Annotated in this window: 21 protein-coding genes; 18 read left to right on the forward strand and 3 right to left on the reverse strand. The window is 68.2% G+C overall.

The window, feature by feature from the left end:
* Nucleotides 1-104: 104 nt before the first annotated feature.
* The gene (locus LHU95_RS02915) at nt 105-551 is read right to left on the reverse strand and encodes a hypothetical protein (RefSeq protein ID WP_248709881.1); all 447 of its coding nucleotides are present in this window, start codon (nt 549-551) and stop codon (nt 105-107) included.
* A gap of 263 nt (nt 552-814) precedes the next feature.
* Nucleotides 815-1,171 carry a hypothetical protein gene (locus LHU95_RS02920; protein WP_248709882.1) on the reverse strand — a complete coding sequence of 119 codons (357 nt, stop codon included), beginning with the start codon at nt 1,169-1,171 and terminating at the stop codon, nt 815-817.
* Nucleotides 1,172-1,569: 398 nt separating this feature from the next.
* Between LHU95_RS02920 and LHU95_RS02925 the strand changes: the two genes are divergently transcribed.
* The 3 genes from LHU95_RS02925 (at nt 1,570) to LHU95_RS02935 (ending at nt 4,439) form a co-directional block, all read left to right on the forward strand.
* Nucleotides 1,570-2,286 (forward strand): SapC family protein, encoded by a 717-nt coding sequence (locus tag LHU95_RS02925; RefSeq protein ID WP_248709883.1) that lies wholly within the window; start codon nt 1,570-1,572, stop codon nt 2,284-2,286.
* Nucleotides 2,287-2,302: 16 nt separating this feature from the next.
* Nucleotides 2,303-3,256, forward strand: a complete 954-nt coding sequence (locus LHU95_RS02930) for a tripartite tricarboxylate transporter substrate-binding protein (RefSeq protein WP_248709884.1) — start codon at nt 2,303-2,305, stop codon at nt 3,254-3,256.
* Nucleotides 3,257-3,389: 133 nt separating this feature from the next.
* The gene (locus LHU95_RS02935; protein ID WP_248709885.1) at nt 3,390-4,439 is read left to right on the forward strand and encodes an alkene reductase; all 1,050 of its coding nucleotides are present in this window, start codon (nt 3,390-3,392) and stop codon (nt 4,437-4,439) included.
* On the opposite strand, the gene LHU95_RS02940 is transcribed toward LHU95_RS02935, so the two are convergent.
* Complete coding sequence (locus LHU95_RS02940) at nt 4,418-5,041, reverse strand: class I SAM-dependent methyltransferase (RefSeq protein WP_248709886.1); 624 nt, start codon at nt 5,039-5,041, stop codon at nt 4,418-4,420. The genes LHU95_RS02935 and LHU95_RS02940 overlap by 22 nt on opposite strands.
* 128 nt (nt 5,042-5,169) lie before the next feature.
* Between LHU95_RS02940 and LHU95_RS02945 the strand changes: the two genes are divergently transcribed.
* The 15 genes from LHU95_RS02945 (at nt 5,170) to pnp (ending at nt 21,014) form a co-directional block, all read left to right on the forward strand.
* Nucleotides 5,170-5,679 carry a tripartite tricarboxylate transporter TctB family protein gene (locus LHU95_RS02945; protein WP_248709887.1) on the forward strand — a complete coding sequence of 170 codons (510 nt, stop codon included), beginning with the start codon at nt 5,170-5,172 and terminating at the stop codon, nt 5,677-5,679.
* Complete coding sequence (locus LHU95_RS02950; RefSeq protein WP_248709888.1) at nt 5,679-7,178, forward strand: tripartite tricarboxylate transporter permease; 1,500 nt, start codon at nt 5,679-5,681, stop codon at nt 7,176-7,178. Before LHU95_RS02945 ends, LHU95_RS02950 begins: the two co-directional genes overlap by 1 nt.
* A 79-nt stretch (nt 7,179-7,257) precedes the next feature.
* On the forward strand, nt 7,258-7,674 hold the full coding sequence (locus LHU95_RS02955; protein WP_248709889.1) for a type II toxin-antitoxin system CcdA family antitoxin: 417 nt from the start codon (nt 7,258-7,260) through the stop codon (nt 7,672-7,674).
* Between the two features lie 4 nt (nt 7,675-7,678).
* A complete protein-coding gene (locus LHU95_RS02960) occupies nt 7,679-7,981 on the forward strand; it encodes a CcdB family protein (RefSeq protein ID WP_248709890.1) in 303 nt (100 codons plus the stop codon).
* Between the two features lie 2 nt (nt 7,982-7,983).
* Complete coding sequence (locus LHU95_RS02965) at nt 7,984-9,663, forward strand: stimulus-sensing domain-containing protein (RefSeq protein WP_248709891.1); 1,680 nt, start codon at nt 7,984-7,986, stop codon at nt 9,661-9,663.
* 215 nt (nt 9,664-9,878) lie between these two features.
* Nucleotides 9,879-10,445: a ribosome maturation factor RimP gene (gene rimP / locus LHU95_RS02970; RefSeq protein ID WP_248709892.1), complete on the forward strand. Its 567-nt coding sequence runs from the start codon at nt 9,879-9,881 to the stop codon at nt 10,443-10,445.
* A gap of 3 nt (nt 10,446-10,448) precedes the next feature.
* Nucleotides 10,449-11,987 (forward strand): transcription termination factor NusA, encoded by a 1,539-nt coding sequence (nusA, locus tag LHU95_RS02975; protein ID WP_248709893.1) that lies wholly within the window; start codon nt 10,449-10,451, stop codon nt 11,985-11,987.
* Nucleotides 11,917-12,615 carry an RNA-binding protein gene (locus tag LHU95_RS02980; protein WP_248709894.1) on the forward strand — a complete coding sequence of 233 codons (699 nt, stop codon included), beginning with the start codon at nt 11,917-11,919 and terminating at the stop codon, nt 12,613-12,615. The genes nusA and LHU95_RS02980 overlap by 71 nt, the downstream gene beginning before the upstream one ends.
* A 28-nt stretch (nt 12,616-12,643) precedes the next feature.
* Nucleotides 12,644-15,424, forward strand: coding sequence for a translation initiation factor IF-2 (gene infB, locus LHU95_RS02985; RefSeq protein ID WP_248709895.1), 2,781 nt, complete (start codon nt 12,644-12,646; stop codon nt 15,422-15,424).
* A 72-nt stretch (nt 15,425-15,496) separates the two neighbouring features.
* Nucleotides 15,497-15,907 carry a 30S ribosome-binding factor RbfA gene (gene rbfA / locus LHU95_RS02990; RefSeq protein ID WP_248709896.1) on the forward strand — a complete coding sequence of 137 codons (411 nt, stop codon included), beginning with the start codon at nt 15,497-15,499 and terminating at the stop codon, nt 15,905-15,907.
* An 88-nt stretch (nt 15,908-15,995) separates the two neighbouring features.
* A complete protein-coding gene (gene truB / locus LHU95_RS02995; protein ID WP_248709897.1) occupies nt 15,996-16,937 on the forward strand; it encodes a tRNA pseudouridine(55) synthase TruB in 942 nt (313 codons plus the stop codon).
* A 57-nt stretch (nt 16,938-16,994) separates the two neighbouring features.
* Nucleotides 16,995-17,264 carry a 30S ribosomal protein S15 gene (gene rpsO / locus LHU95_RS03000; RefSeq protein ID WP_248709898.1) on the forward strand — a complete coding sequence of 90 codons (270 nt, stop codon included), beginning with the start codon at nt 16,995-16,997 and terminating at the stop codon, nt 17,262-17,264.
* A 111-nt stretch (nt 17,265-17,375) separates the two neighbouring features.
* Complete coding sequence (locus tag LHU95_RS03005) at nt 17,376-17,930, forward strand: YceI family protein (protein ID WP_248709899.1); 555 nt, start codon at nt 17,376-17,378, stop codon at nt 17,928-17,930.
* Nucleotides 17,927-18,466, forward strand: a complete 540-nt coding sequence (locus LHU95_RS03010) for a cytochrome b/b6 domain-containing protein (protein ID WP_248709900.1) — start codon at nt 17,927-17,929, stop codon at nt 18,464-18,466. Before LHU95_RS03005 ends, LHU95_RS03010 begins: the two co-directional genes overlap by 4 nt.
* 328 nt (nt 18,467-18,794) lie before the next feature.
* Nucleotides 18,795-21,014, forward strand: a complete 2,220-nt coding sequence (gene pnp, locus LHU95_RS03015) for a polyribonucleotide nucleotidyltransferase (protein WP_248709901.1) — start codon at nt 18,795-18,797, stop codon at nt 21,012-21,014.
* The last annotated feature ends 70 nt before the right edge of the window (nt 21,015-21,084 follow it).

Genomic DNA, 21,084 nt, shown 5'->3' on the forward strand with positions numbered 1-21,084 from the left:
CGGATGCCCTGGACCACGGCAAGCCGGGCCCAGGCCCACCGGATCATCCGGTCTGGTGTTGCGAAGATGTGGGTTGCGAAGCGGCGGGCCGCCCCGCGAGGCGCCTAGTAGCGCCCCCGGCCCGGCGCGTCGCGCGGGTCGGAATCGGTGCGGCCCGTGCCACGATAGCCGCCGCGTCCGCGCCCCGGCCCATCATTCGGATCACGGTCGGTGATGCCGGTCCCGCCGCTGACGCCGCGATAGCCGCCACGGCCATTGCCGGGGCCATCGCTGGGGTCCCGATCGGTGATGCCGGTGCCGCGCCGGCCGCCGCGGCCATTGCCCGGGCCGTCGCTGGGGTCCGCATCGGTGATGCCGGTACCACGCCGGCCGCCGCGGCCATTGCCCGGGCCGTCATTGGGATCCGCATCGGTGATGCCGGTCCCGCGCGCCACCGGGGCCGAGTAATAGGCGGGCGCCGGCGCGGCGACGCAACCGGCCAGTGCCGTGCTGGTGCCGGCGATGGCGGCGACACGAAGCACCATGAGGCGCCGGGAAAGACGTTCTTCCATCGTTTTTATCCTAGCAAGTGAGTTTGGCCGGCGGCGAAGGCATCTTGCGTACCAAAGCGAAACGCTAGCACCCGAAGACGCTGATATCCAAGCGGTCTGACATCCATCCCGTAGCGTTTGCAACCGGCCGGATGGCCGGCATGCTCTCGCGGAACACCGCCCATCCTGTGTTGACGCCTGGCCGGCCTGCTGGTTGCCGCGCCGATGCTTGATCTGGCGTTGGCGCCGGGTTCACGGGCGCCGCGCTCAGGGGCGCTGGGCGCTCAGCGCCGGCCGCGGCCGGGGCCGTCCGATGGGTCGCTGTCGGTCCGGCCCGAACGGCCGCGTCCCGGACCATCGCTCGGATCGCGGTCGGTGAAGCCTGTGGAGGAACCGGTGCCGCGTCCGCGGCCTGGACCATCGCTGGGGTCACGGTCGGTCGCGTTGGTGCGGTATTGCCCGCCACCCGAACCACGCCCCTGGCCAGCACCGTCGCGCGGGTCGGCGTCGGTGACGCCGCGCTGGGCGCTGGCTTCGCTCGCCACGGCTGTCACCGCCGCGACCAGGCCCGCGCCGCTCGCGGCCCGCGCCACCATGAGGCGGCGGCTCAGCCTTGGGTCTTTCTTGTCGTGATCGGCCATGGGGCCCTCCTGTGATGCTGTATGGGTGTGCCGTGTCTAGGAATGTGCCGGGATTGGCGGGCCCGGCTTTCGAGGCCGCCTGGTCATTCCCCGTGCAGCGTGGAACCCGTGGCCGGATCGCCCCGCATTCCGCCCCGTGCCCCCGGAGCGAGGTCCACGACGCGTGAGGGAAAGGGCAGGGAGCAGCCCATCCGCTCCGCTGAACGGAACCGCGGCGCAACGCGCATCAAGCATATGTTGCGGCATTTTATTGGGCCTTGCGCTTCCTCTGGGGCTAAATCCTGCGCTATGGTTTCCTCCGGAGGCAAGTGGTTCAAAGACATGGGAACCCGGCTGTCTGAAGTTTAACCCAATAGCGTTCTCAATTCGCACACTGCGCATTCCGGGAGACACACCGCATGAACACCCCGACCTTGCCGGTCCTCTACACCGCGCTGGAGCCACTCGACAGCGAGCGCCATGCGTCCCTTCAACTGCGCGATGTCGGGCATGGCTTCGCCAGCCATCTTTCGTCCATCCCGCTCGCCGTCGAGGAATTCGCGCTGGCCGGCCGGCACATGCCCGTGGTCTTCGCCTCCCAGGCGCCGCATATGCCGGTGGCACTGACCGGCCTCGCGCCCGACCGCAACCTCTTCGTGGATGAGCATGGCGCCTGGCGCCGGGGCACCTATGTGCCGGCCTATCTGCGCCGCTACCCCTTCCTGCTGGTCCGGGCCGCCGCCGATTCCGACCAGCTCGTGCTGTGCATTGACCCCGAGGCCCCGCAATTCGCCGCCTCCGCCGGCGAGCCCATCTTTGATGCCGAGCGCAAGCCGGCGCCCCTTGCCAGCAAGGCGCTGGAATTCACCCGCTCGGTCGAAGCCGCGTTCCGCAAGACGCAGGAATTCGCCGAGGGCCTCTCCCTGATGGGCCTGCTGCAACCGGCCGCCACGCAATTCGACTTCGACGGCAAGCCCTTCCGCGTGGACGGCTTCCATGCCGTGGACCGCGAGCGCCTGGCCAAGCTGACGGGAGAGCAACTGGCCACGCTGCGCGACAAGGGCTGGCTTGACGCCATCTACGCCCATCTCCTCTCGCTCGGCGGCATCGCCGAGCTCAAGCTGTTGCAGGGCTGAGGGGATGCAACGCCGGATGCTCCTGGCCGCGGCCGGCTTCGCGCCGCTGCTGGCCAGCAGGGCCATGGCCCAATCGCCGGCCCGTTTCAACAACATCAGCATGTTCATCCCCGCCGGCCCTGGCGGGGGATGGGACGGGCTGGGCCGCGCGATCGAGCAGGTGGCCCGCCAGGCCGGGCTGGTCGCCAATTTCCAATTCGAGAATGTGGGCGGTGCCGGCGGCATCGTCGGCCTGCCGCGCTTCGTCTCCCAGCGGCGCGGGCGGCCGGATGCCCTGATGGTCGCGGGTTCCGTCATGGTGGGTGCCGTGCTCACCAACCGATCGCCGATCGGGATGAGCAATGTGACGCCGATCGCGCGGATGACGCAGGAGGTGGGCGTCGTGGTGGTACCCGCGCAATCCGACATCCAGGATATTGCGGGGCTGCTGGCGGCCTTCCGGGCCAATCCGGGCGGCACTTCCGTGGCGGGCGGCAGCGCGGGCGGGACGGACCACATCACCCTCGGGCTCATCCTCAAGGCCTTGGGACGCAATGCGCGGGAGGCGAGCTACGTGGCCTTCGCCGGCGGCGGTCCGGCCCAGGCGGCCATCCTCGGCGCCCAGGTGAGGGCGGGCATCTCCGGCTATTCCGAATTCGCCGAACAGATCCGCTCCGGCCGGATGCGGGCCCTGGCCACCACCGGCGAAACGCGCAGCGACCCCGCCGTCCCGACGCTGAAGGAATCGGGCGTGGATGTGGTGACGGCCAATTGGCGGGGCGTCTTCGGTGCGCCCGGCATCAACGCGAACCAGCGCGCGGCCCTGACGGCTCTGATCACCGAGGTGAATGCCCTGCCGGCCTGGCGCGAATTGCTCGCCACCCGCGGCTGGGACAATGCCTTTCTCGCCGGTGCGGATTTCGAGCGCTTCCTGGCCGCGGATGTGGCCGCGACCGAGACGGTGCTGAAGGAACTGGGTTTGGCGGGGTAAAGGTCCCCAGTGGCGATGACCGGGGGTGAATGAGCGTCATCACCAGCGCTGATTTCCCCCGGCAACCTCTTGTACCCATCTTCCGTTGCAAGGGGGCGGCATGTTCCGCCCCATGCCACGGAGATTTCCCACCATGTCCCTGTTTTCCCCGGTCACCCTCGGCGCGCTGAACCTGCCCAACCGCGTGGTCATGGCGCCGATGACGCGCAACCGCACGCCCGGCCAGACCCCGAACGCGCTGAATGCCGAGTATTATGCCCAACGCGCCACCGCCGGCCTGATCGTCACCGAGGGCACCACGCCCGATGCCTCGGGCCGCGGCTACATCGACATCCCCGGCCTCTACAACCACGCTCAGGTCGAGGGCTGGCGCCAGGTGGCGAGCGCCGTGCATGCCAAGGGCGGGCATGTCTTCGTGCAGCTCATGCACACCGGCCGCATCTCGCACCCCGACTTCCTGGATGGCGCGCAGCCGGTCTCGGCCTCGGCCATCGCCGCACCTGGCGAGATCTATACCCATGCGGGGATGAAGCCGCATGGCAAGCCGCGTGCGCTCGAGGCTTCGGAAATCCCCGCCCTGATCGCCACCTATGGCCGTGCGGCGACGCTCGCGCGGGAAGCCGGGCTGGATGGTGTGGAGGTGCATGGCGCCAATGGCTATCTGCCGGGCCAGTTCCTGGCGCCCAATGTCAACCAGCGCAGCGATGCATGGGGTGGCACCGTGGAAAACCGCGCCCGCTTCCTGCTGGGGGCGGTGGATTCCGCGGTGGCGGCCATCGGCGCTGGTCGGGTGGGTGTGCGGCTCTCGCCCGGCGGCGTCTTCAACGACATCCATGACCCCGATGCGCCCGCGACCTATGCCTATGTGGCGGCGGAGCTGGCGAAGCGGAACCTCGCTTACCTGCACATCTTCAACACCAGCCCGGGCTTTGACGTGCCGGCCCTGATCCGCGCGCATTACAAGGGCACGCTGATCCTGAATGGCGGCTATGACCGGGCGCGGGCCGATGCCGATATCGCCTCGGGCCTGGCTGATCTGGTGGCGTTTGGCGTGCCGTTCCTGGCCAACCCGGACCTGCCGGCGCGGCTTGCGACAGGGGCGGCGCTGAACACACCGGACAAGGACAGCTTCTACGGCGGTGGCGCCAAGGGCTACACGGATTATCCCGTGCTGGCCGGCTGATCCGCCCCGGCGCGGCGGGCCAGCCAGATGGTGTGGCCGCCGCATTCCGGATCCTCGGCGCGGTGGGCCACCACCTCGAAGCCATGCCGCGCCAGCAGGGCGCGGTATTCGCCGGGGCTGAGGCTGGCATGGAACAGGGGCTCGCCCTCGAATTCCCCCATGGCCACGCCTGCCTCGGGGCCTGAGGTGAACAGCAGCGCGGCGCCGGGTGCTGCGTGCCGGGCAAAGACGGCAAACATCTCCGGCTGATCCGCCTGGTCCAGGTGAAAGAAGCTGTTCCAGGCGAGGATGCCCTCAAAGCGCTGTGCCAGGGCCAGATGCCGCATATCGCCCAGATGCCAGCTCTGCTCCGGGAAACGCGTGCGGGCCAGGCCCAGCAACTGGGGCGAAGTGTCCACCCCCGTCACGCGAAAGCCGCGCCCGATGAGGTGGGCAGCGATGGGCTCGGCCATGCCGCAGCCGAGATCGAGCACGGCGCCACCCGGCGGCAGCCAGGCGGCGAAGCGATCCAGCCAGCCGCGCTCGAACAACTGCCGGCCGCGCGCCGCGTCGAAAGCCAGCGCATGCCGCTGATACAGCCCGATGATCGCGTCCGATGCCATGCGCCAATCTGCACGCGGGCCGCCCCCGGCGCCAAGCCTGCCGCGGATGACGCGCTTGCCACGCGCAAGACAGGTGACGGATCGCATGAAAACGCCAAGACTGCCGCGGTGAGGAAATGCGAGGCGCCATGACATCCCGGATTCCGGTGCCCGACCTTTTGGCCGGGCTTTTCGTGCTGGGCTTCGGCCTGGTGGGTTTCTGGCAGGCGGCGGCCATCCCCGTCTCGCCGCTCTATGCCCAGGTCGGTCCCAAGGCGGTGCCCTATGTGGTGGCGGGTGCCATGACCCTGCTGGGCGGGTTGCTGGTGCTTGCGGCGCTGCGGGGCGGATGGTCGGCCAGCGTGGCCGAGGTGGCGGAGGCCGGGCCGCCCAATCTGCGCGCGCTGGGGCTGCTCGGCGCGGGGCTCCTGGCCAATCTGCTGTTGATCGGGCCGGCCGGGTTTTCCATCGCGGCCTCGGTGCAGTTCGTGCTGGTGGCGGCGGCCTTTGGCAGCCGCTCCATGGCGCGGGACCTGCTGATCGCGCTGCCGCTGACCTTGCTGGTCTGGTTTCTTTTCGTGCAGGGCCTCGGCGTCAATATCGGCGCGGGGCTGCTGGAGGGCGTGATCCTGCGCCTGCTCGGGCAGGAGGTCCTCTGATGGAGGCGATCAACGGGCTGGCCATGGGCTTCTCCCATGCGCTGACGCTGACCAATCTGAGCTGGGCGCTGCTCGGCTGCTTTCTTGGCACGGCGATTGGCGTGCTGCCGGGCATCGGCCCCGCGCTGACCATCGCATTGCTGCTGCCCATCACCTTCCAGGTGAGTGCGACCGGCGCCTTCATCCTGTTCTGCGGGATTTTCTATGGCGCCATGTATGGCGGCAGCACCACCTCCATCCTGCTGAATGCGCCTGGGGAGAGCGGGTCCATCATTACGGCGCTGGAAGGGGCGAAGATGGCGCGCAACGGGCGCGCGGGGCCCGCACTGGCCACCGCCGCCCTGGGCAGCTTCGTGGCCGGCACGGTGGGCACGCTGGGCATCGCCTTCCTTGGCCCGGTGGTCGTGGATTTCGCGCTGCTGCTGGGCCCGGCCGAATATTTCGCGCTGATGGTGCTGTGCTTCGTCACCATTTCGGCCGTGTTGGGCGGTTCGGCGCTGCGGGGGCTGACCAGCCTGGCTTTCGGGCTGACCTTGGGGCTGATCGGGATTGATCTGCAAACCGGCCAGCCGCGCATGACCTTTGGCCTGCCGGAACTCTTCGATGGCGTGAATGTCGTGCTGGTGGCCGTGGCGCTCTTTGCCGTGGCCGAGGCGCTGCACATGGCCTGGCGCTATCATGGCGGGAAGACGGAGGTGCTGCCGGTCGGCCGGCTCATGCTGTCCCGGAGCGATCTGAAGCGCAGCTTCTGGCCCTGGATTCGCGGCTCGGCGCTGGGCTTTCCCTTTGGCGTCCTGCCGGCCGGCGGCTCGGAAATGCCGACCATGCTGAGCTATTACGCCGAGCGGAAACTGGTGGCGCCCGAACACGCGCATGAATTCGGCACGACCGGTGCCATCGAGGGCGTGGCCGGGCCGGAGGCCGCGAACAACGCGGCGGCGGCGGGCATCCTGGTGCCGATGCTGACGCTGGGCCTGCCCACTTCGGCCACCGCCGCCATCATGCTCAGCGCCTTTCAGAGCTACGGCATCCAGCCGGGCCCGCTGCTGTTCGAGACGCAGGCCGACCTGGTCTGGACGCTGATCGCATCGCTCTTCATCGCCAATGTGATGCTGGTGGTGCTGAACCTGCCGCTGATCGGGCTTTGGGTGCGCATCCTGAAAATCCCGACGCCGCAGCTCTACGCGGGCATCCTGGTCTTTGCGACTATCGGCACCTACGGGATTTCCAACTCCATCGTGGATCTGCTGCTGCTCTATGGCATCGGCATCCTGGGCATGTTCATGCGCCGCTTTGATTTCCCGGTGGCGCCGGTGGTGATCGGGATGATCCTGGGCCCCATGGCGGAACAGGCGTTGCGCCAGGCGCTGACGATCAGCCAGGGGGATTGGATGGTGTTTGTCACGCGGCCGGGGAGCCTCGCGATCCTGGTGGTGGCGGTGCTGGCACTGGCGGGCCCGCGGATTTACGGGGCCTGGGCGCGGCGAGGAGGGCGCTGAGTGACATGGGTCAGTGCCGGCGCCCGGCTCCTGCGGCGTTGTGCTTGATTTGCACAATCGCTATGTGCATATTTCGCTCATGAAGCTGGCCGCATATCTGGAACAGACCGGCACGACCCTCCAGGCCTTTGGCGAGCGGCTGGGCGTGTCCCACACGACCGTGCTGCGATGGGCCACCGGGCAGGCCGTTCCGCGTGGGCGTGGCCGCATGGAGGCCTTGGCCCGCGCCACCCAGGGCGCTGTAACCGCTGCCGATTTCTTTCCGGATGCCGAGGTTTCGGTGCCCTCTGGCCTCGCCGAAAGCCAGGCCCCCTTCGCCGCCGAGGCAAAATCCCTCGGCCTCGACGCCGCCGCCATTGCCGCCAAGGCCGTCCAGGACGCGATCCGCGCGGAGAGAGCCCGCCGCTGGCTGGCGGAAAACGCGGAGGCCATCGAGGCCTGGAATCGCTGGACCGAGAGCAACGAACTGCCCCTCGCCGAATATCGCATGTTCTGACCCGGTGGCGCGCTTCGACCTCTTTCGCCGCCCACGCGGCGCGCCAGGCTACCTGCTGCAAATCCAGAGTGATTTCCTCGACAGGCTGGAAACCCGGGTGGTGGCCCCGCTGCTGCCGCCCGACGCGTTGCCTCGCCCCATCCGGGACCTGCATCCGCGCTTCGAGATCGAAGGTCAGCCCTATCTCATGGCAACCCAGCTTCTGGGCGCCATCCCCAAGCGCGAACTTGGCCCTGCCATCGGCTCCCTCGCCGCCCAGCAGGACGACATCACCCGCGCGCTCGACGTGCTGATCACGGGCTTCTGACCATGGCCGAAGCCCCCCTGTTGAAGACCGAGGACGGCCAGCCCGAGCCGGATCGCCGCCGGCGATGGGTTTCGCCGCTGCTGCGACGAATCCTGCTGGTGAACGCCCTGCCACCGGCGCTTTTGGCCGCCGCGTTGCTCTACCTCGACCAATATCAGAACGGCTTGCTGGGGGCCGAGGTGGAAGCCATGCGCACCCAGGCGCGCATCTACGCTGGCGGCATCGCCGAGGCGGCGGTGCGCATCCAGGATGACCGAGCGGTGCTGGTGCCCGAGGTGGCGCGCCCGCTGCTGCGCCGCTTGGTGGAACCCTCGCCCAACACCCAGGCCCGCCTGTTCGATACGGCGGGCCTCGTCGTCGCCGATAGCCGCGTGCGGGAGGCGGTGGGCGGCGCCGTGGTGACCGAGCCCTTGCCCGCGCCGGCCCCGCGCGGCGCGCTCTCGGACAGTGTTTCGAGCCTCTATGAGCGCGTGCTGGGGCTGCTGCCGCGCCAGGCGCTGAATCCGGTGGTGCTGGACACCACGCCCGATGCGCAAAGCTTCGACTGGCAGCCTGATCTCGGGCCCGAACGCCAGGCGGAGCTGCGCCTGGCGCTGGAGGGCGGGGTCACCCCCTATATCCGCCGCACGCCGGATGGGCGGCTGCTGGTGAGTGTCGCGGAGCCCGCGCGGCGCGGCGCGCAGGCCGTGGGCATCGTGCTGCTGACTCGCGAGGCGCGGGAGGTGGATGCGCGGCTGTTTGAAATCCGCGCCAGTGTGCTGGGCCTTTTCGTGCTGGCCTTGATCCTGACGGTGGCGGTTTCGCTGTATCTCGCACGAACACTGGCCAACCCGATCCTGCAACTGGCCGGTGCGGCGGCCGAGATGCGCCAGGGCAAGGGCCGCAGCGGCAGCGTGCCCGAACGCCTGCTGGAGCGGCAGGACGAGATCGGCATCCTGGCGCGGGACCTTCAGGCGGCGGCCCGCGCGCTCTGGGCGCGGATTGACGCCAATGAACGCTTCGCCGCCGATGTGGCGCATGAGCTGAAGAACCCACTCACCAGCGTGCGCAGCGCCATCGAGACGCTCCGCCGCGTGGAAGACCCGGCGCAGCAGAAGCGCCTGCTGGCCATCATCGCCAATGACGCGGTGCGGATGGACCGGCTGATCGGCGATATCGCCGACAGCTCGCGCGTGGATGCGGAGCTTTCGCGCGCCGTGGCGGAGCCCGTGGATATCGGCCCGATCCTCGCCGTGCTGGTCGAGTTGCACAACACGACGCGGCAGCCGCGTGACCCCGAGATGGAGCTGGAGGCGCCGGAAAAGCTGGTCGCGATGGGGGTGGAGGACCGCCTGGTGCAGGTGCTGCGCAACCTGTTGGGGAATGCCGTCTCCTTCAGCCCGGATCACGGCCCCCAGCCGAGCCATGTGTGGCTGCGCGCGCGCGAGGCGGGGGCGGAGGTGGAACTCATCGTCGAGGATGAAGGCCCCGGCATCCCGGATGCGAAGCTGGAGGGGATTTTCGATCGCTTCTATTCCGAACGGCCGCGTGGCGAGCGCTTCGGGCAGCATTCGGGCCTGGGGCTTTCGATCTCCAAGCAGATCATCGAGGGACTGCGCGGGCGGATCAGCGCCGAGAACCGCCGTGATGCGGAGGGGAAGGTGCTGGGTGCGCGGTTCGTCGTGCGGCTGCCGAAGGCGTAGCCGCGCGCCAACGACGGATTGCGTCTGCCGAAGGCGTAGCCGCGCGCGGGTGGAACTCGCGGCAGCGGCAGACTCGCCGTGGCCTGATGCGCGGTTGCCAGGCCGGCTCAAGATGCGGCGCATCTTGCATCCAGCCCCTGGACGCGCCATAACACGGGTCTTCCAAACCAACTTCATCAGAGGTGGGTGGCCTTCCGGGGCCGCCCTTTTGGCATTTGACCATCGAGAGACCCCGCCACGAAGGGCTTGACGCCCGCATCGCCGATCTGGTGGCCCCCACCATCGAGCATATGGGCTACGAGCTCGTGCGCGTGCAGATCAGCGGCAAGGAAAAGCCGACCGTGCAGATCATGGCGGACCGTGCCGATGGCGCGGCCTTCACGGTCGAGGATTGTACCGAGATCAGCCACGCCGTCGGCGCCGTCCTCGATGTCGCGGACCCGATCAAGGCGGAATGGATGCTCGAAGTCTCCTCCCCCGGGATTGACCGCCCGCTGACCCGGGCGAAGGACTGGAACCTCTATGCCGGCCATGTGGCGCAGGTGGAGATGCTGATCCCGATCGAGGGCCGCAAGCGCTTCCGCGGCATCGTGCTGGGGGCCGATGCCGAGCAGGGCCGCCTTCGCCTGGATGAAGGCCCCGAAATCTCACTCCCGCGCGACCAGATGCGCCGCGCGAAGCTTGTCCTGACCGATGAACTCATCGCCGCCACCGCGGCGCAGATCAAGGCCGCGACAGCGGCGCAAACCGATGCCGCCACCGCGGCGGAACAAGGGAACTGAACCATGGCCATGGATGTTGCGATCCCCCGCCCGGAATTCCTGCAGGTGGCCGAAGCCGTCGCCCGCGAAAAGATGATCGAGAAGGAAGAAGTGCTCGAGGCGATGGAACTCGCCATGGGCAAGGCCGGCAAGCAGAAATACGGCCTCGAGAAAGACATCCGCGCGACGATTGACCGCAAGAACGGCGAAGTCCGGCTGAGCCGCTGGACCGAGGTGGTCGAGCAGGAGCCGGTCGAAAACGAAGACACCCAGATGCCGCTGCGCATCGCCGTGAAGGTGAAGCCCGGCATCACCGTGGGTGAGTTCATCGTGGACCCGCTGCCGCCGATCGATTTCGGCCGCATCGCCGCGCAGACCGCCAAGCAGGTGATCGTGCAGCGCGTGCGCGAGGTGGAGCGCAAGAAGCAGTTCGACGAATACAAGGACCGCGTGGGCGAGATCATCAACGGGACCGTCAAGCGCACCGAATACGGCAACCTCATGGTGGATCTCGGCCGCGCCGAGGCGCTGCTGCGCCGCGACGAGACCATCCCGCGCGAAGCCTTCAAGAATGGCGACCGCGTGCGCGCCTATATCTACGACGTGCGCGAGGAGCCGCGCGGCCCGCAGATTTTCCTGTCCCGCACGCATCCGGGCTTCCTGGCCAAGCTCTTCGCGCAGGAAGTGCCCGAGATCTATGACGGCATCATCGAGATCAAGGCCGTGGCGCGGGACCCTGGCTCACGCGCCAAGATGGCCGTGATCAGCCGCGATTCGAGCATTGACCCGGTCGGTGCCTGCGTCGGCATGCGCGGCAGCCGCGTGCAGGCCGTGGTGGCGGAGTTGCAGGGCGAGAAGATCGACATCATCCCCTGGAGCTCGGACATCGCGACCTTCATCGTCAACGCCATGGCGCCGGCTGAAGTGGCCAAGGTGCTGCTGGATGACGAGAGCAAGCGCGTCGAAGTGGTGGTGCCCGATGAGCAGCTCTCGCTGGCCATCGGCCGGCGTGGGCAGAATGTGCGCCTCGCGTCGCAGCTGACCCGCTATGACATTGATATCATGACCGAAGCTGGCGAAAGCGAGCGCCGCCAGGTGGATTTCAACAAGCGCAGCGGCCTGTTTGTCGAAGCGCTCGACGTGGATGACATGATCGCCGGCCTGCTGGTGACCGAGGGCTATTCCACCATCGAGGAAATCATCGATGTGGATGATGAGGAACTCGCCGGCATCGAAGGCTTCGACGAGGCCATCGCGGCCGAGCTGAAGCGCCGCGGCATGGCCTTCCTGGAGGCCAAGGACGCCGAATTCGAAACCCGCCGCGTGGAGCTGGGCGTCGAGGATTCCATTGCCGAGATCGGCACCTTCACCTCGGCCATGATGGTGACCCTGGGCGAAGCGGGCGTGAAGACGCTGGATGACCTGGCGGACCTGGCCGCGGATGAGCTGATCGAGATCCTCGGCGCGGATGCGATGGATGAGGAGACGGCCAATGCCGTCATCATGGCCGCCCGCGCCCATTGGTTCGACGAAGAAGGGGAAGCCGCCGCTGCCCCAGGCTGAAACCACACACGGCGCGTCCGCCCACGTCCTGCCGGACGATGCAATCGCGCGCGAGCGCGGGCCGTTGCGGCGCTGCATTGTCACGCGGCAGACGCTCCCCAAGGAGCAGATGATCCGTTTCGTCATCGGCCCCATGCGTGAGCTGGTGCCTGATCCGGGTGGACGCCTGCCGGGCAGAGGACTATGGTTGGTTGCGCGGGATGACGTATTGCGCAAAGCGCTGAAGCAGGGCGCCTTCGCCAAGGCAGCGCGAGGCTCCGTCGGAGTCCCGGGCGATCTTGGCGCGCTCATTGTTTCGGCCTTGCGCCAGCGCGTGCTGGATTTTCTGGGCTTTGCCAGGCGCAGCGGTGAGGCGGTGGCCGGGCGGGAGGCGGTTCTGGACTGGCTCCGTCACGACAAGGTGGCGCTGCTGATCCAGGCTTCGGATGGCAGCCCGGCTGAACGAAGCCGATTGCTCGGCGGGCGTACCGAGGGACTTGAGTTTCCAGTCCTGACACCGCTGACGGCCGCGGAGTTGGGTGGTGTTTTTGGGCGGGAGCGCGCGGTTCACGTGGCGGTTTCCCCAGGTCGGATGGTTTCCTCGCTGCAGGCGGAAACGGCGCGTTTGGCCGGTTTCGTGGCAGTTTGAGGGTGAAGGATTGAGTTCGGAACGACGAATGAGCGACCAAAACGAACAGGATGCGGCCAAGAGCCGATTGAGTCTCCGCCCGGCAGGCCGGCTGGAAATGGGCAAGACGGTGGATGCAGGCAGCGTCCGCCAGAGCTTCAGCCATGGCCGCAGCAAGGTCGTCCAGGTCGAGGTCGTGAAGAAACGCGCGCCCGGCACGGGTGCTCCGACAACGACGCTGCGCGCCCCCGTGGCCCCCGCACGCCCCGGCGCGGCCCGCCCCGCAGGTGGGCCGGGCCAGGCTGCGGCACCCGCCCCGGCCCCTGGCGCACCGCGCCCGGCCCCGCCGCGCCCGCCCACGGCACCCTCCGGTCGTCCGCTCACCGCGGCTGAACTCGCCACGCGCCAGCGCGTCCTGGAAGAGCAGCGCCGCGTCGAAGCCGCCCGCGAGCGCGAGCAGCGCGAGCAGCAGGCTCTCATGGTGCGCAGCGCCGCCGAGGAAGCGGCCCGCCGCGCCGAGGAGGAAGCGCGTCAGCGCGAGGAAGATGAAGCGGCTGCCCGCGCCGCCGCAGGCCAGGCCCGCCAGGCCGCCCGTGACGCCGAAGCGGCAGGCGCTTCCGCCGCGCCTGTGCCCGCCGCCGCCGCTCCGGCCGCCCCTGCCGCACCCGTGGATGCCGAGGCCGAGCCCGCTCGCCCGGCGGCGCCGCGCGTTACCCCGCTGGCCGCCCGCGCCGTTGCCGGCCCGGCCGTGCGCCCCTCCAACCCGCCGCCCTCGGGCCCCTCGGCCAAGCTTTCGCTGAACCCGCGCGCCCGTGGCGAGGAAGAAGATGATCGCCGTGGTCCGGCCCGCCGCCCCGGTGGCGGCACCTCGCCCGGTGGGGTGAAGCGCCCGATGCCGGCGCCCGTGAAGAAGGCCCCGCTGGCCATTGGCCGCCGCGAAGGCCGCATTGACGTCGCCGCCGCCATGGACGGCGAGGATGAGCGCAGCCGCTCGATGGCTTCGGTCCGCCGCGCCCGTGAGCGTGAGCGCCGCCAGGCCGAACTTGTCCGGCTCCGCGCCGGGCAGGAGCGCGTGGTGCGTGACGTCATCATTCCTGAGACCATCTCGGTCCAGGAACTCGCCAACCGCATGGCCGCCCGTGGCGGCGAGGTGGTGAAGGCGCTGTTCCGCATGGGCGTGATGGCGACACTGACGCAGTCCATTGACGCCGACACGGCCGAGCTGGTCGCCCAGGAATTCGGCCATCGGGTGAAGCGCGTGGCCGAGGATGACGTGGAGCTCGGCCTCGAAGGCATGGTGGATGAGGAGGAGGCGCTGCTGCCGCGCCCGCCCGTCGTCACCATCATGGGCCATGTGGACCACGGCAAGACGTCGCTGCTGGACGCGCTGCGCAAGACCGATGTGGCGGCGCGCGAGGCGGGTGGCATCACCCAGCATATCGGCGCCTATCAGGTCGAGACGGCGCAGGGCCGCGTCACCTTCATCGACACGCCCGGCCACGAGGCCTTCACGGCCATGCGCGCCCGCGGCGCCGGCGTCACCGACATGGTGGTCCTGGTGGTCGCGGCCGATGACGGCGTGATGCCGCAGACCATCGAGGCCATCAAGCATGCCCGCGCGGCGGATGTTCCGCTGATCGTGGCCGTGAACAAGATCGACAAGCCGGGCATCAACCTTGACCGCGTGCGGCAGGAATTGCTGCAGCACGAGATCGTGGTGGAAAGCCTGGGCGGCGAGACGCAGGAAATCCAGGTCTCGGCCACCAAGGGCACGAATCTGGACAAGCTGCTGGAAGCCATCCAGCTCCAGGCGGAAATCCTGGATCTGCGCGCCAATCCGGAACGCCCCGGCGAAGGCACCGTGATCGAGAGCAAGCTGGACCGCGGCCGTGGCCCGGTGGCGACGGTGCTGGTCCAGAAGGGCACGCTGAAGCAGGGCGATATCGTGGTGGCCGGCGCCGAATGGGGCCGCGCACGCGCGCTGGTGGATAATCTCGGCAAGCCGGTGAAGACGGCCGGGCCTTCGGTTCCGGTCGAAATCCTGGGCCTTTCGGGCGTTCCCTCTGCCGGCGAGAATTTCGTCGTCGTCGAGAGCGAAACCCAGGCGCGCGAAGTCAGCGAATTCCGTCAGCGCCGGGCGCGTGACAAGGTTGCCGCTGCTCTGGGTGCTGGCCGTGGCACGCTGAACGACATGCTGGCGCGCATCCAGGCGGGCGAGCAGAAGGAAGTGGCCGTCGTCGTGAAGGCCGATGTGCAGGGCTCGGCCGAGGCGATCAACGTGACACTCGGCAAGCTCGGCAATGAGGAGGTGCGCATCCGCGTACTGCACTCGGCCGTGGGCCAGATCACGGAGAGCGACATCCAGCTCGCCAAGGCGTCCAATGCGGTGGTGGTGGCCTTCAACGTCCGCGCCACCAGTCAGGCGCGCGAAATGGCGCAGCGCGATGGCGTGGATATCCGCTACTACTCGATCATCTACCAGGTGTCGGACGATATCGAGGCGATCTTCAAGTCGCGCCTCGCCCCCGTCCAGCGCGAGAGCTTCATCGGCTACGCGCAGATCCTGCAGGTCTTCGAGGTCAAGCGCCTGGGCAATGTCGCCGGTTGCCGCGTGACCGAGGGGGTCGTGAAGCGCGGCTGTGGCGTGCGCCTGCTGCGCGAGGGCATTGTCATCCATGAGGGCGAGCTCAGCACGCTGCGCCGCTTCAAGGATGACGTGAAGGAAGTGATCAACGGCTACGAATGCGGCATGGGCTTCAAGAACTACGATGACATCCGCGTGGGTGACCAGATCGAGTGCTTCGAGACCGAGACCGTCGCTGCGGCCTGAAGATCGGGCCGTCTGATTTGGGGCGCGGTGGGGCAGCCCGCCGCGCCTTTTGCTTTTCGAGAGACATGAGAGATGGCCAAGCGCCACCAAGACAATCCCGGCGCGCCGAGCCAGCGCCAGCTTCGCGTGGCCGAGGAAGTGCGCCACGCGCTGGCCGCCATTTTCGAGCGCGGTGATTTCCGCGACCCGGACCTCGCCAATGCCCGCATCACCGTGACCGAGGTGCGCGCCAGCCCTGATCTGCGGCACATGACGGCCTTCATCAGTGGCCTGGGCAAGGATGTGCCGCCGGAGCAATTCGCCGCACTCCGGCGGGCCAGCGCCTTCCTGCGCGGCCAGGTGGCGAAGAATGTCCGGCTGAAATTCGCGCCCGACCTGCATTTCCAGCCCGACAGCGCGCTGGATTACGCCATGAAGATCGATGTGCTGATGCGCCAGCCCAAGGTGGCGCAGGACCTGGCCAAGGATGACACGGGCGAGTGAGCCGGGCGCATCAGGATTGCGCCCAGAGAGCTTCCCGCCGCCACCAAACCCCCGCAGAACGCGCGCTCGCTTCGCACCGTAGGATTTGATGCCCCGTCACCAGAGAAAACCCAAAGGCCGCCCGATTGATGGCTGGCTTATCATTGACAAGCCCACGGGCATCGGCAGCACGGATGTCGTGAACCGGGTGAAGCGCGCCTATGACGCGCAGAAGGCCGGCCATGGCGGCACGCTCGACCCGCTGGCGACCGGCCTGCTGCCCATCGCCTTCGGCCATGCCACCAAAACCGTGCCCTATGTGATGGATGGCACCAAGGTCTATCATTTCACCCTGGCCTTTGGCGAAGCGCGCGACAGCGATGATTCCGACGGCGCCGTGATCGAGACGAGCGATGTGCGGCCCAGCGACGAGCAGATCCGCGCGGCCCTGCCCCCCTTCACCGGCGACATCATGCAGGTCCCGCCGGTCTATTCCGCCATCAAGGTGAATGGCGAGCGCGCCTATGATCTGGCGCGCGATGGCCAGGTGGTGCAGCTGGAGGCCCGCCCCGCCCGGGTGGACCGCTTCGAACTCATCGCCCGGCCGGACGCCGATTCCGCCATTTTCGAGGTGCAATCCGGCAAGGGCGTTTATATGCGCTCGCTCGCGCGGGATCTCGCCCGGGCGCTGGGCACGGTGGGCCATATCGCCGCCCTCCGCCGCCTGCGCGTGGGTCCCTTCACCGAGGCGCATGCCGTTCCCCTGGACAAGATCGTCGTAACAGCCGATACCCCGCCTCCTTCACTGGACCTTTTGCTCCCCTTGACGACCGCGCTGGCCGACATCCCGGCTCTGGCCGTCACGGAAGCGGAGGCCGCCCGCCTGAATTTCGGCCAGGCCATCAGCCTGGTGGAACTCATGGGCCGGGTTCCGTCCGAGGCCAGCCCCGATGGGGGCCTGGTCCGCGCGATGGCAGGGGAGCGGTTCGTGGGCCTGTGCCGTCTCGAAGAGGGGATGTTGCGGCCCGAGCGGTTGATGGCGCCCGGCTGATGCCGGGGCTGGATCCGAAGAACCGGTTCTTTTCTCCAACCTTGAAGGGATCTCCCGATGTCGATCACCGCTGAGCGCCGCGCGGCGCTCATTCTCGAACACGCGACCAAGCCCGGCGATACCGGCAGCCCCGAAGTCCAGGTTGCCATCCTCTCCGAGCGGATTTCCAACCTCACCGAACACCTGAAGACCCACGCGAAGGATTTCCATTCGCGCCGTGGCCTGCTGGTGATGGTGGGCCAGCGCCGTGGTCTGCTGGATTATGTGAAGCGCAAGGACAAGGCGCGTTACGACGCGCTGATCGCCAAGCTCGGCCTGCGTCGCTGAAACCGGTCTTGCGGGGCCGGCCCTTCAGGGCCGGCCTTCGCCAGGCCCCGACGCTTCAAGACGATCTGTAACGGCCCTTCCGGCCGGGCGGCTCCGCCCCATATCCAGAGCGTGCCTGCTCGTCGCGCCCTCCTCTGCCTTGCCGTCCTGCCTGCGCTGCCAGCGCGGGGGCAGGAACGCACACGCTATGTCTTTGATCAGAGCCTCGGCCGCATCGGCTTTTCCGCCCGCCATCTCGGCCTGTTCACCTCCCAGGGGCTGTTCGAGCGGTTTCAGGCGACGCTGCTGATTGATCCGGCCAACCCGCAAAACGCCTCCGTTGAATGCGTGGTCGAGACGGCGGAGGTCAGCATTCCCTTCCCCGGCGCCACCGACCTGCTGCGCTCCGAGCCTTATTTCGACGTGGCCCGCCACCCGACCGCCCGGTTCTCGGGCCAGGCGAATGGGCTGACCGAGGCCGGCGGCTTTCCCATCGCCGGGCAGTTGGCCGTGCGTGGCGTCACCCGGCCCTTCCGCATGACGGCCCGCCTCATCGAGCGCCAGGGCGCCGTCGCGCGATTCCAGGCCGAGGGTGAGATGCGGCGCGGCGAATTCGGCATGGTGGCGGATCGCACGCTGATCTCGGACGCGATCCAGCTCAGCGTGGATGTGCGGATCGCGGTGTGAGCGCCACGCCGGAGCGCTGGTCCCGCGTGCAAAGGCGCCTGCATGCCTGGGGCGCTGTGCTGGTGGTACTGACGCTGCTGCTCTCGCTCGCCATGGTGGCGCTGCCCATGTCGCAGCTGCTGGCGAAATTCCTGGCCTATCAGCTGCACAAGAGCTTCGGACTGCTGGTGCTGATCGTCACCCTGGCGCGGCTGGGCTTCCGGCTCTGGCGCCGCGCGCCGGAGCTTGCCGGGCTTGGCCCGCGGATGCGGCGGGCGGCACGGCTGGGGCAGGCGGTGCTGTATGGCCTGCTGCTGCTGGTGCCGCTGCTGGGCTATCTGACGGCCCAGGCGGCGGCGGGGCCGGTGCCGACGACCTTGTTCCTCGTCATTCCCGTGCCGCATCTGCTGGACCCCAACCCGGCGCTCTATGCCTGGCTGCGCCCCACCCACCAGGTCGCTGCCTGGAGCCTGATCGTGCTGGCCGCGGCGCATGCCGGCCTGGCGGTCCGCCACCAGCTTCAAGGCGTGCCCGTGCTGGGGCGGATCTGGGGATAATCGGACTGGCGCTCCGGGCGTTTCCGGTCCATAAGCGCCCGAGCCGTTCCGGGCCTGCCCGGAGCGGCGCAAACCGCTTGCGCTTGCGGCGGGTTGTCAGAGCCTCCGAGCCTTCCTGATCGGATGATGGGTCTGGCGGCGTTTCCGGCCACATGGCTTCGCCGCGGGGTGCAGACCCCCGGCCCCCATGTTGCCCGAGACGCCGGAAGCCTCCCTTCCCAGGGTGCCCCGGTGGTCGGACTGTCATCCTGCCGCGTCGCGAATACCAGTCCCCGCACCGATGCGGGGCAAGAAGCCCGCCCCCAGCCGGGGGCCAGAAGGATGACGCATGTTCGACAACTATTTCCGCAAGGATATCTCCTGGGGCGGCCAGATTCTGACGCTGGAGACGGGCAAGATCGCCCGCCAGGCCGATGGCGCCGTGATGGCCCGCCTGGGTGACACCATCGTGCTCTGCACCGTGGTCGGCGCCCGCGGCGTGAAGCCCGGCCAGGATTTCTTCCCGCTGACCGTGAATTACCAGGAAAAGGCCTTCGCGGCCGGCAAGATCCCGGGTGGCTTCTTCAAGCGCGAAGGCCGCCCCTCCGAGAGCGAGACGCTGATCTGCCGCCTGATTGACCGCCCGCTGCGCCCCCTCTTCCCCGAGGGTTTCCGCAACGAGGTGCAGGTCATCGCCACCGTGCTGAGCCATGACCTCGAGAACGATCCCGACATCGTGGCCCTGGTCGGCTGCTCGGCGGCGCTCACACTGTCCGGCATTCCGTTCTTCGGCCCGGTGGGCGCCGCGCGCGTGGGCTGGATCGATGGCGGCTATGTGCTCAATCCGACGGCCGCTCAGCGCAAGCTGTCCAAGCTCGATCTCGTCGTCGCCGGCACGGCCGAGGGCGTGCTGATGGTGGAATCCGAAGCGCAGGAGTTGTCGGAAGACATCATGCTGGGCGCCGTGAAATTCGGCCATGAGCAGTTCCAGGCCGTCATCCAGGGCATCATCGCCCTGGCCGAAGTGGCCGCGAAGGAGCCCTGGGATGTCGCGATCGAGGACCCCGCCAAGACGCCGCTGAAGGCCCGCATCGCCGAGCTTGGCACGGCCGCCATGGCCGAGGCCTACAAGATCACCGAGAAGCTGACGCGCCAGAAGGCCGTGGGTGCCGCCAAGAAGACCGTCATGGCCGCGCTGGAAGCCGAAGGCGCCGACCTCACGGCCGCCAAGGGCATGATGAAGGAGCTGGAAGCGGATGTCGTCCGCAACGCCATCCTCGACACCGGCCTGCGCATTGATGGGCGTGACACCAAGACCGTCCGCTCCATCCTGGCCGAAGTCGGCGTGCTGCCGCGCGCGCATGGTTCGGCGCTGTTCACCCGTGGCGAGACGCAGGCGCTCTGCGTCGCGACCCTCGGCACCGGCCAGGATGAGCAGATCATTGACGCTCTCGCGGGCGAATACCGCGAGAACTTCATGCTGCACTACAACTTCCCTCCCTACTCGGTGAACGAGACGGGCCGCATGGGTTCGCCCGGTCGTCGTGAAGTGGGCCATGGCAAGCTTGCCTGGCGCGCGATCCACCCGGTGCTGCCGGAGAAGGACAAGTTCCCGTACACCATGCGCGTCGTCTCCGAGATCACGGAGAGCAACGGCTCCTCCTCGATGGCGACCGTCTGCGGCACCTCGCTTGCGCTGATGGATAGCGGCTGCCCGCTGATCCGCCCGGTGGCCGGCATTGCCATGGGCCTGATCAAGGAGGATCGCGGCTTCGCGGTGCTCAGCGACATCCTGGGCGACGAGGATCACCTCGGCGACATGGATTTCAAGGTGGCCGGGACGGAGGCGGGCATCACGGCCCTCCAGATGGACATCAAGATCACCTCCATCACCTTCGACATCATGCGCACCGCGCTGGATCAGGCCAAGGATGGCCGCTTCCACATCCTGGGCGAGATGGCCAAGGCCATCACCGGCGCCCGCGGCGAGATGGCGGCGACCGCGCCGCGCATCACCGTGATCCAGGTGCCGAAGGACAAGATCCGTGACGTGATCGGCACGGGCGGCAAGGTGATCCGCGAGATCGTCGAGCAGACCGGCACCAAGATCGACATCGAGGATGACGGCACCATCAAGATCGCCTCCAGCAATCCGGAAGCGACCCAGGCCGCCATTGACCGCATCAAGGGCATCACGGCCGAGGCCGAGATCGGCGCCATCTACAATGGCAAGGTCGTGAAGACCGCCGAATTCGGCGCCTTCGTGAACTTCCTGGGCGCCAAGGATGGCCTGGTGCACATCAGCGAACTCGCCAATGAGCGCGTGAACCGCACCAGCGACATCGTCAAGGAAGGCGATGCCGTGAAGGTCAAGGTCATCGGCTTCGATGATCGCGGCAAGGTGAAGCTCTCCATGCGCGTGGTGGACCAGGCGACGGGTGCGGACATCACCGAACAGGTGGGCGAGCGCCGTCCCAGCCCGCGCGGCGAAGGCGGCGAGGGTGGCGAGGAGCGTCCGCGCCGTGAAGGCCGCGGGGACCGTGGCCCCCGCCGGAGCTACAACGACTGAATCTGCATTCCGCAGGTGACTTGAACGGAGAAACCGTCCGGTGCTTTCTTGCGCCGGGCGGTTTCGCCAT

The sequence above is a fragment of the Sediminicoccus sp. KRV36 genome (genome assembly GCF_023243115.1).
GTDB lineage: Bacteria > Pseudomonadota > Alphaproteobacteria > Acetobacterales > Acetobacteraceae > Roseococcus.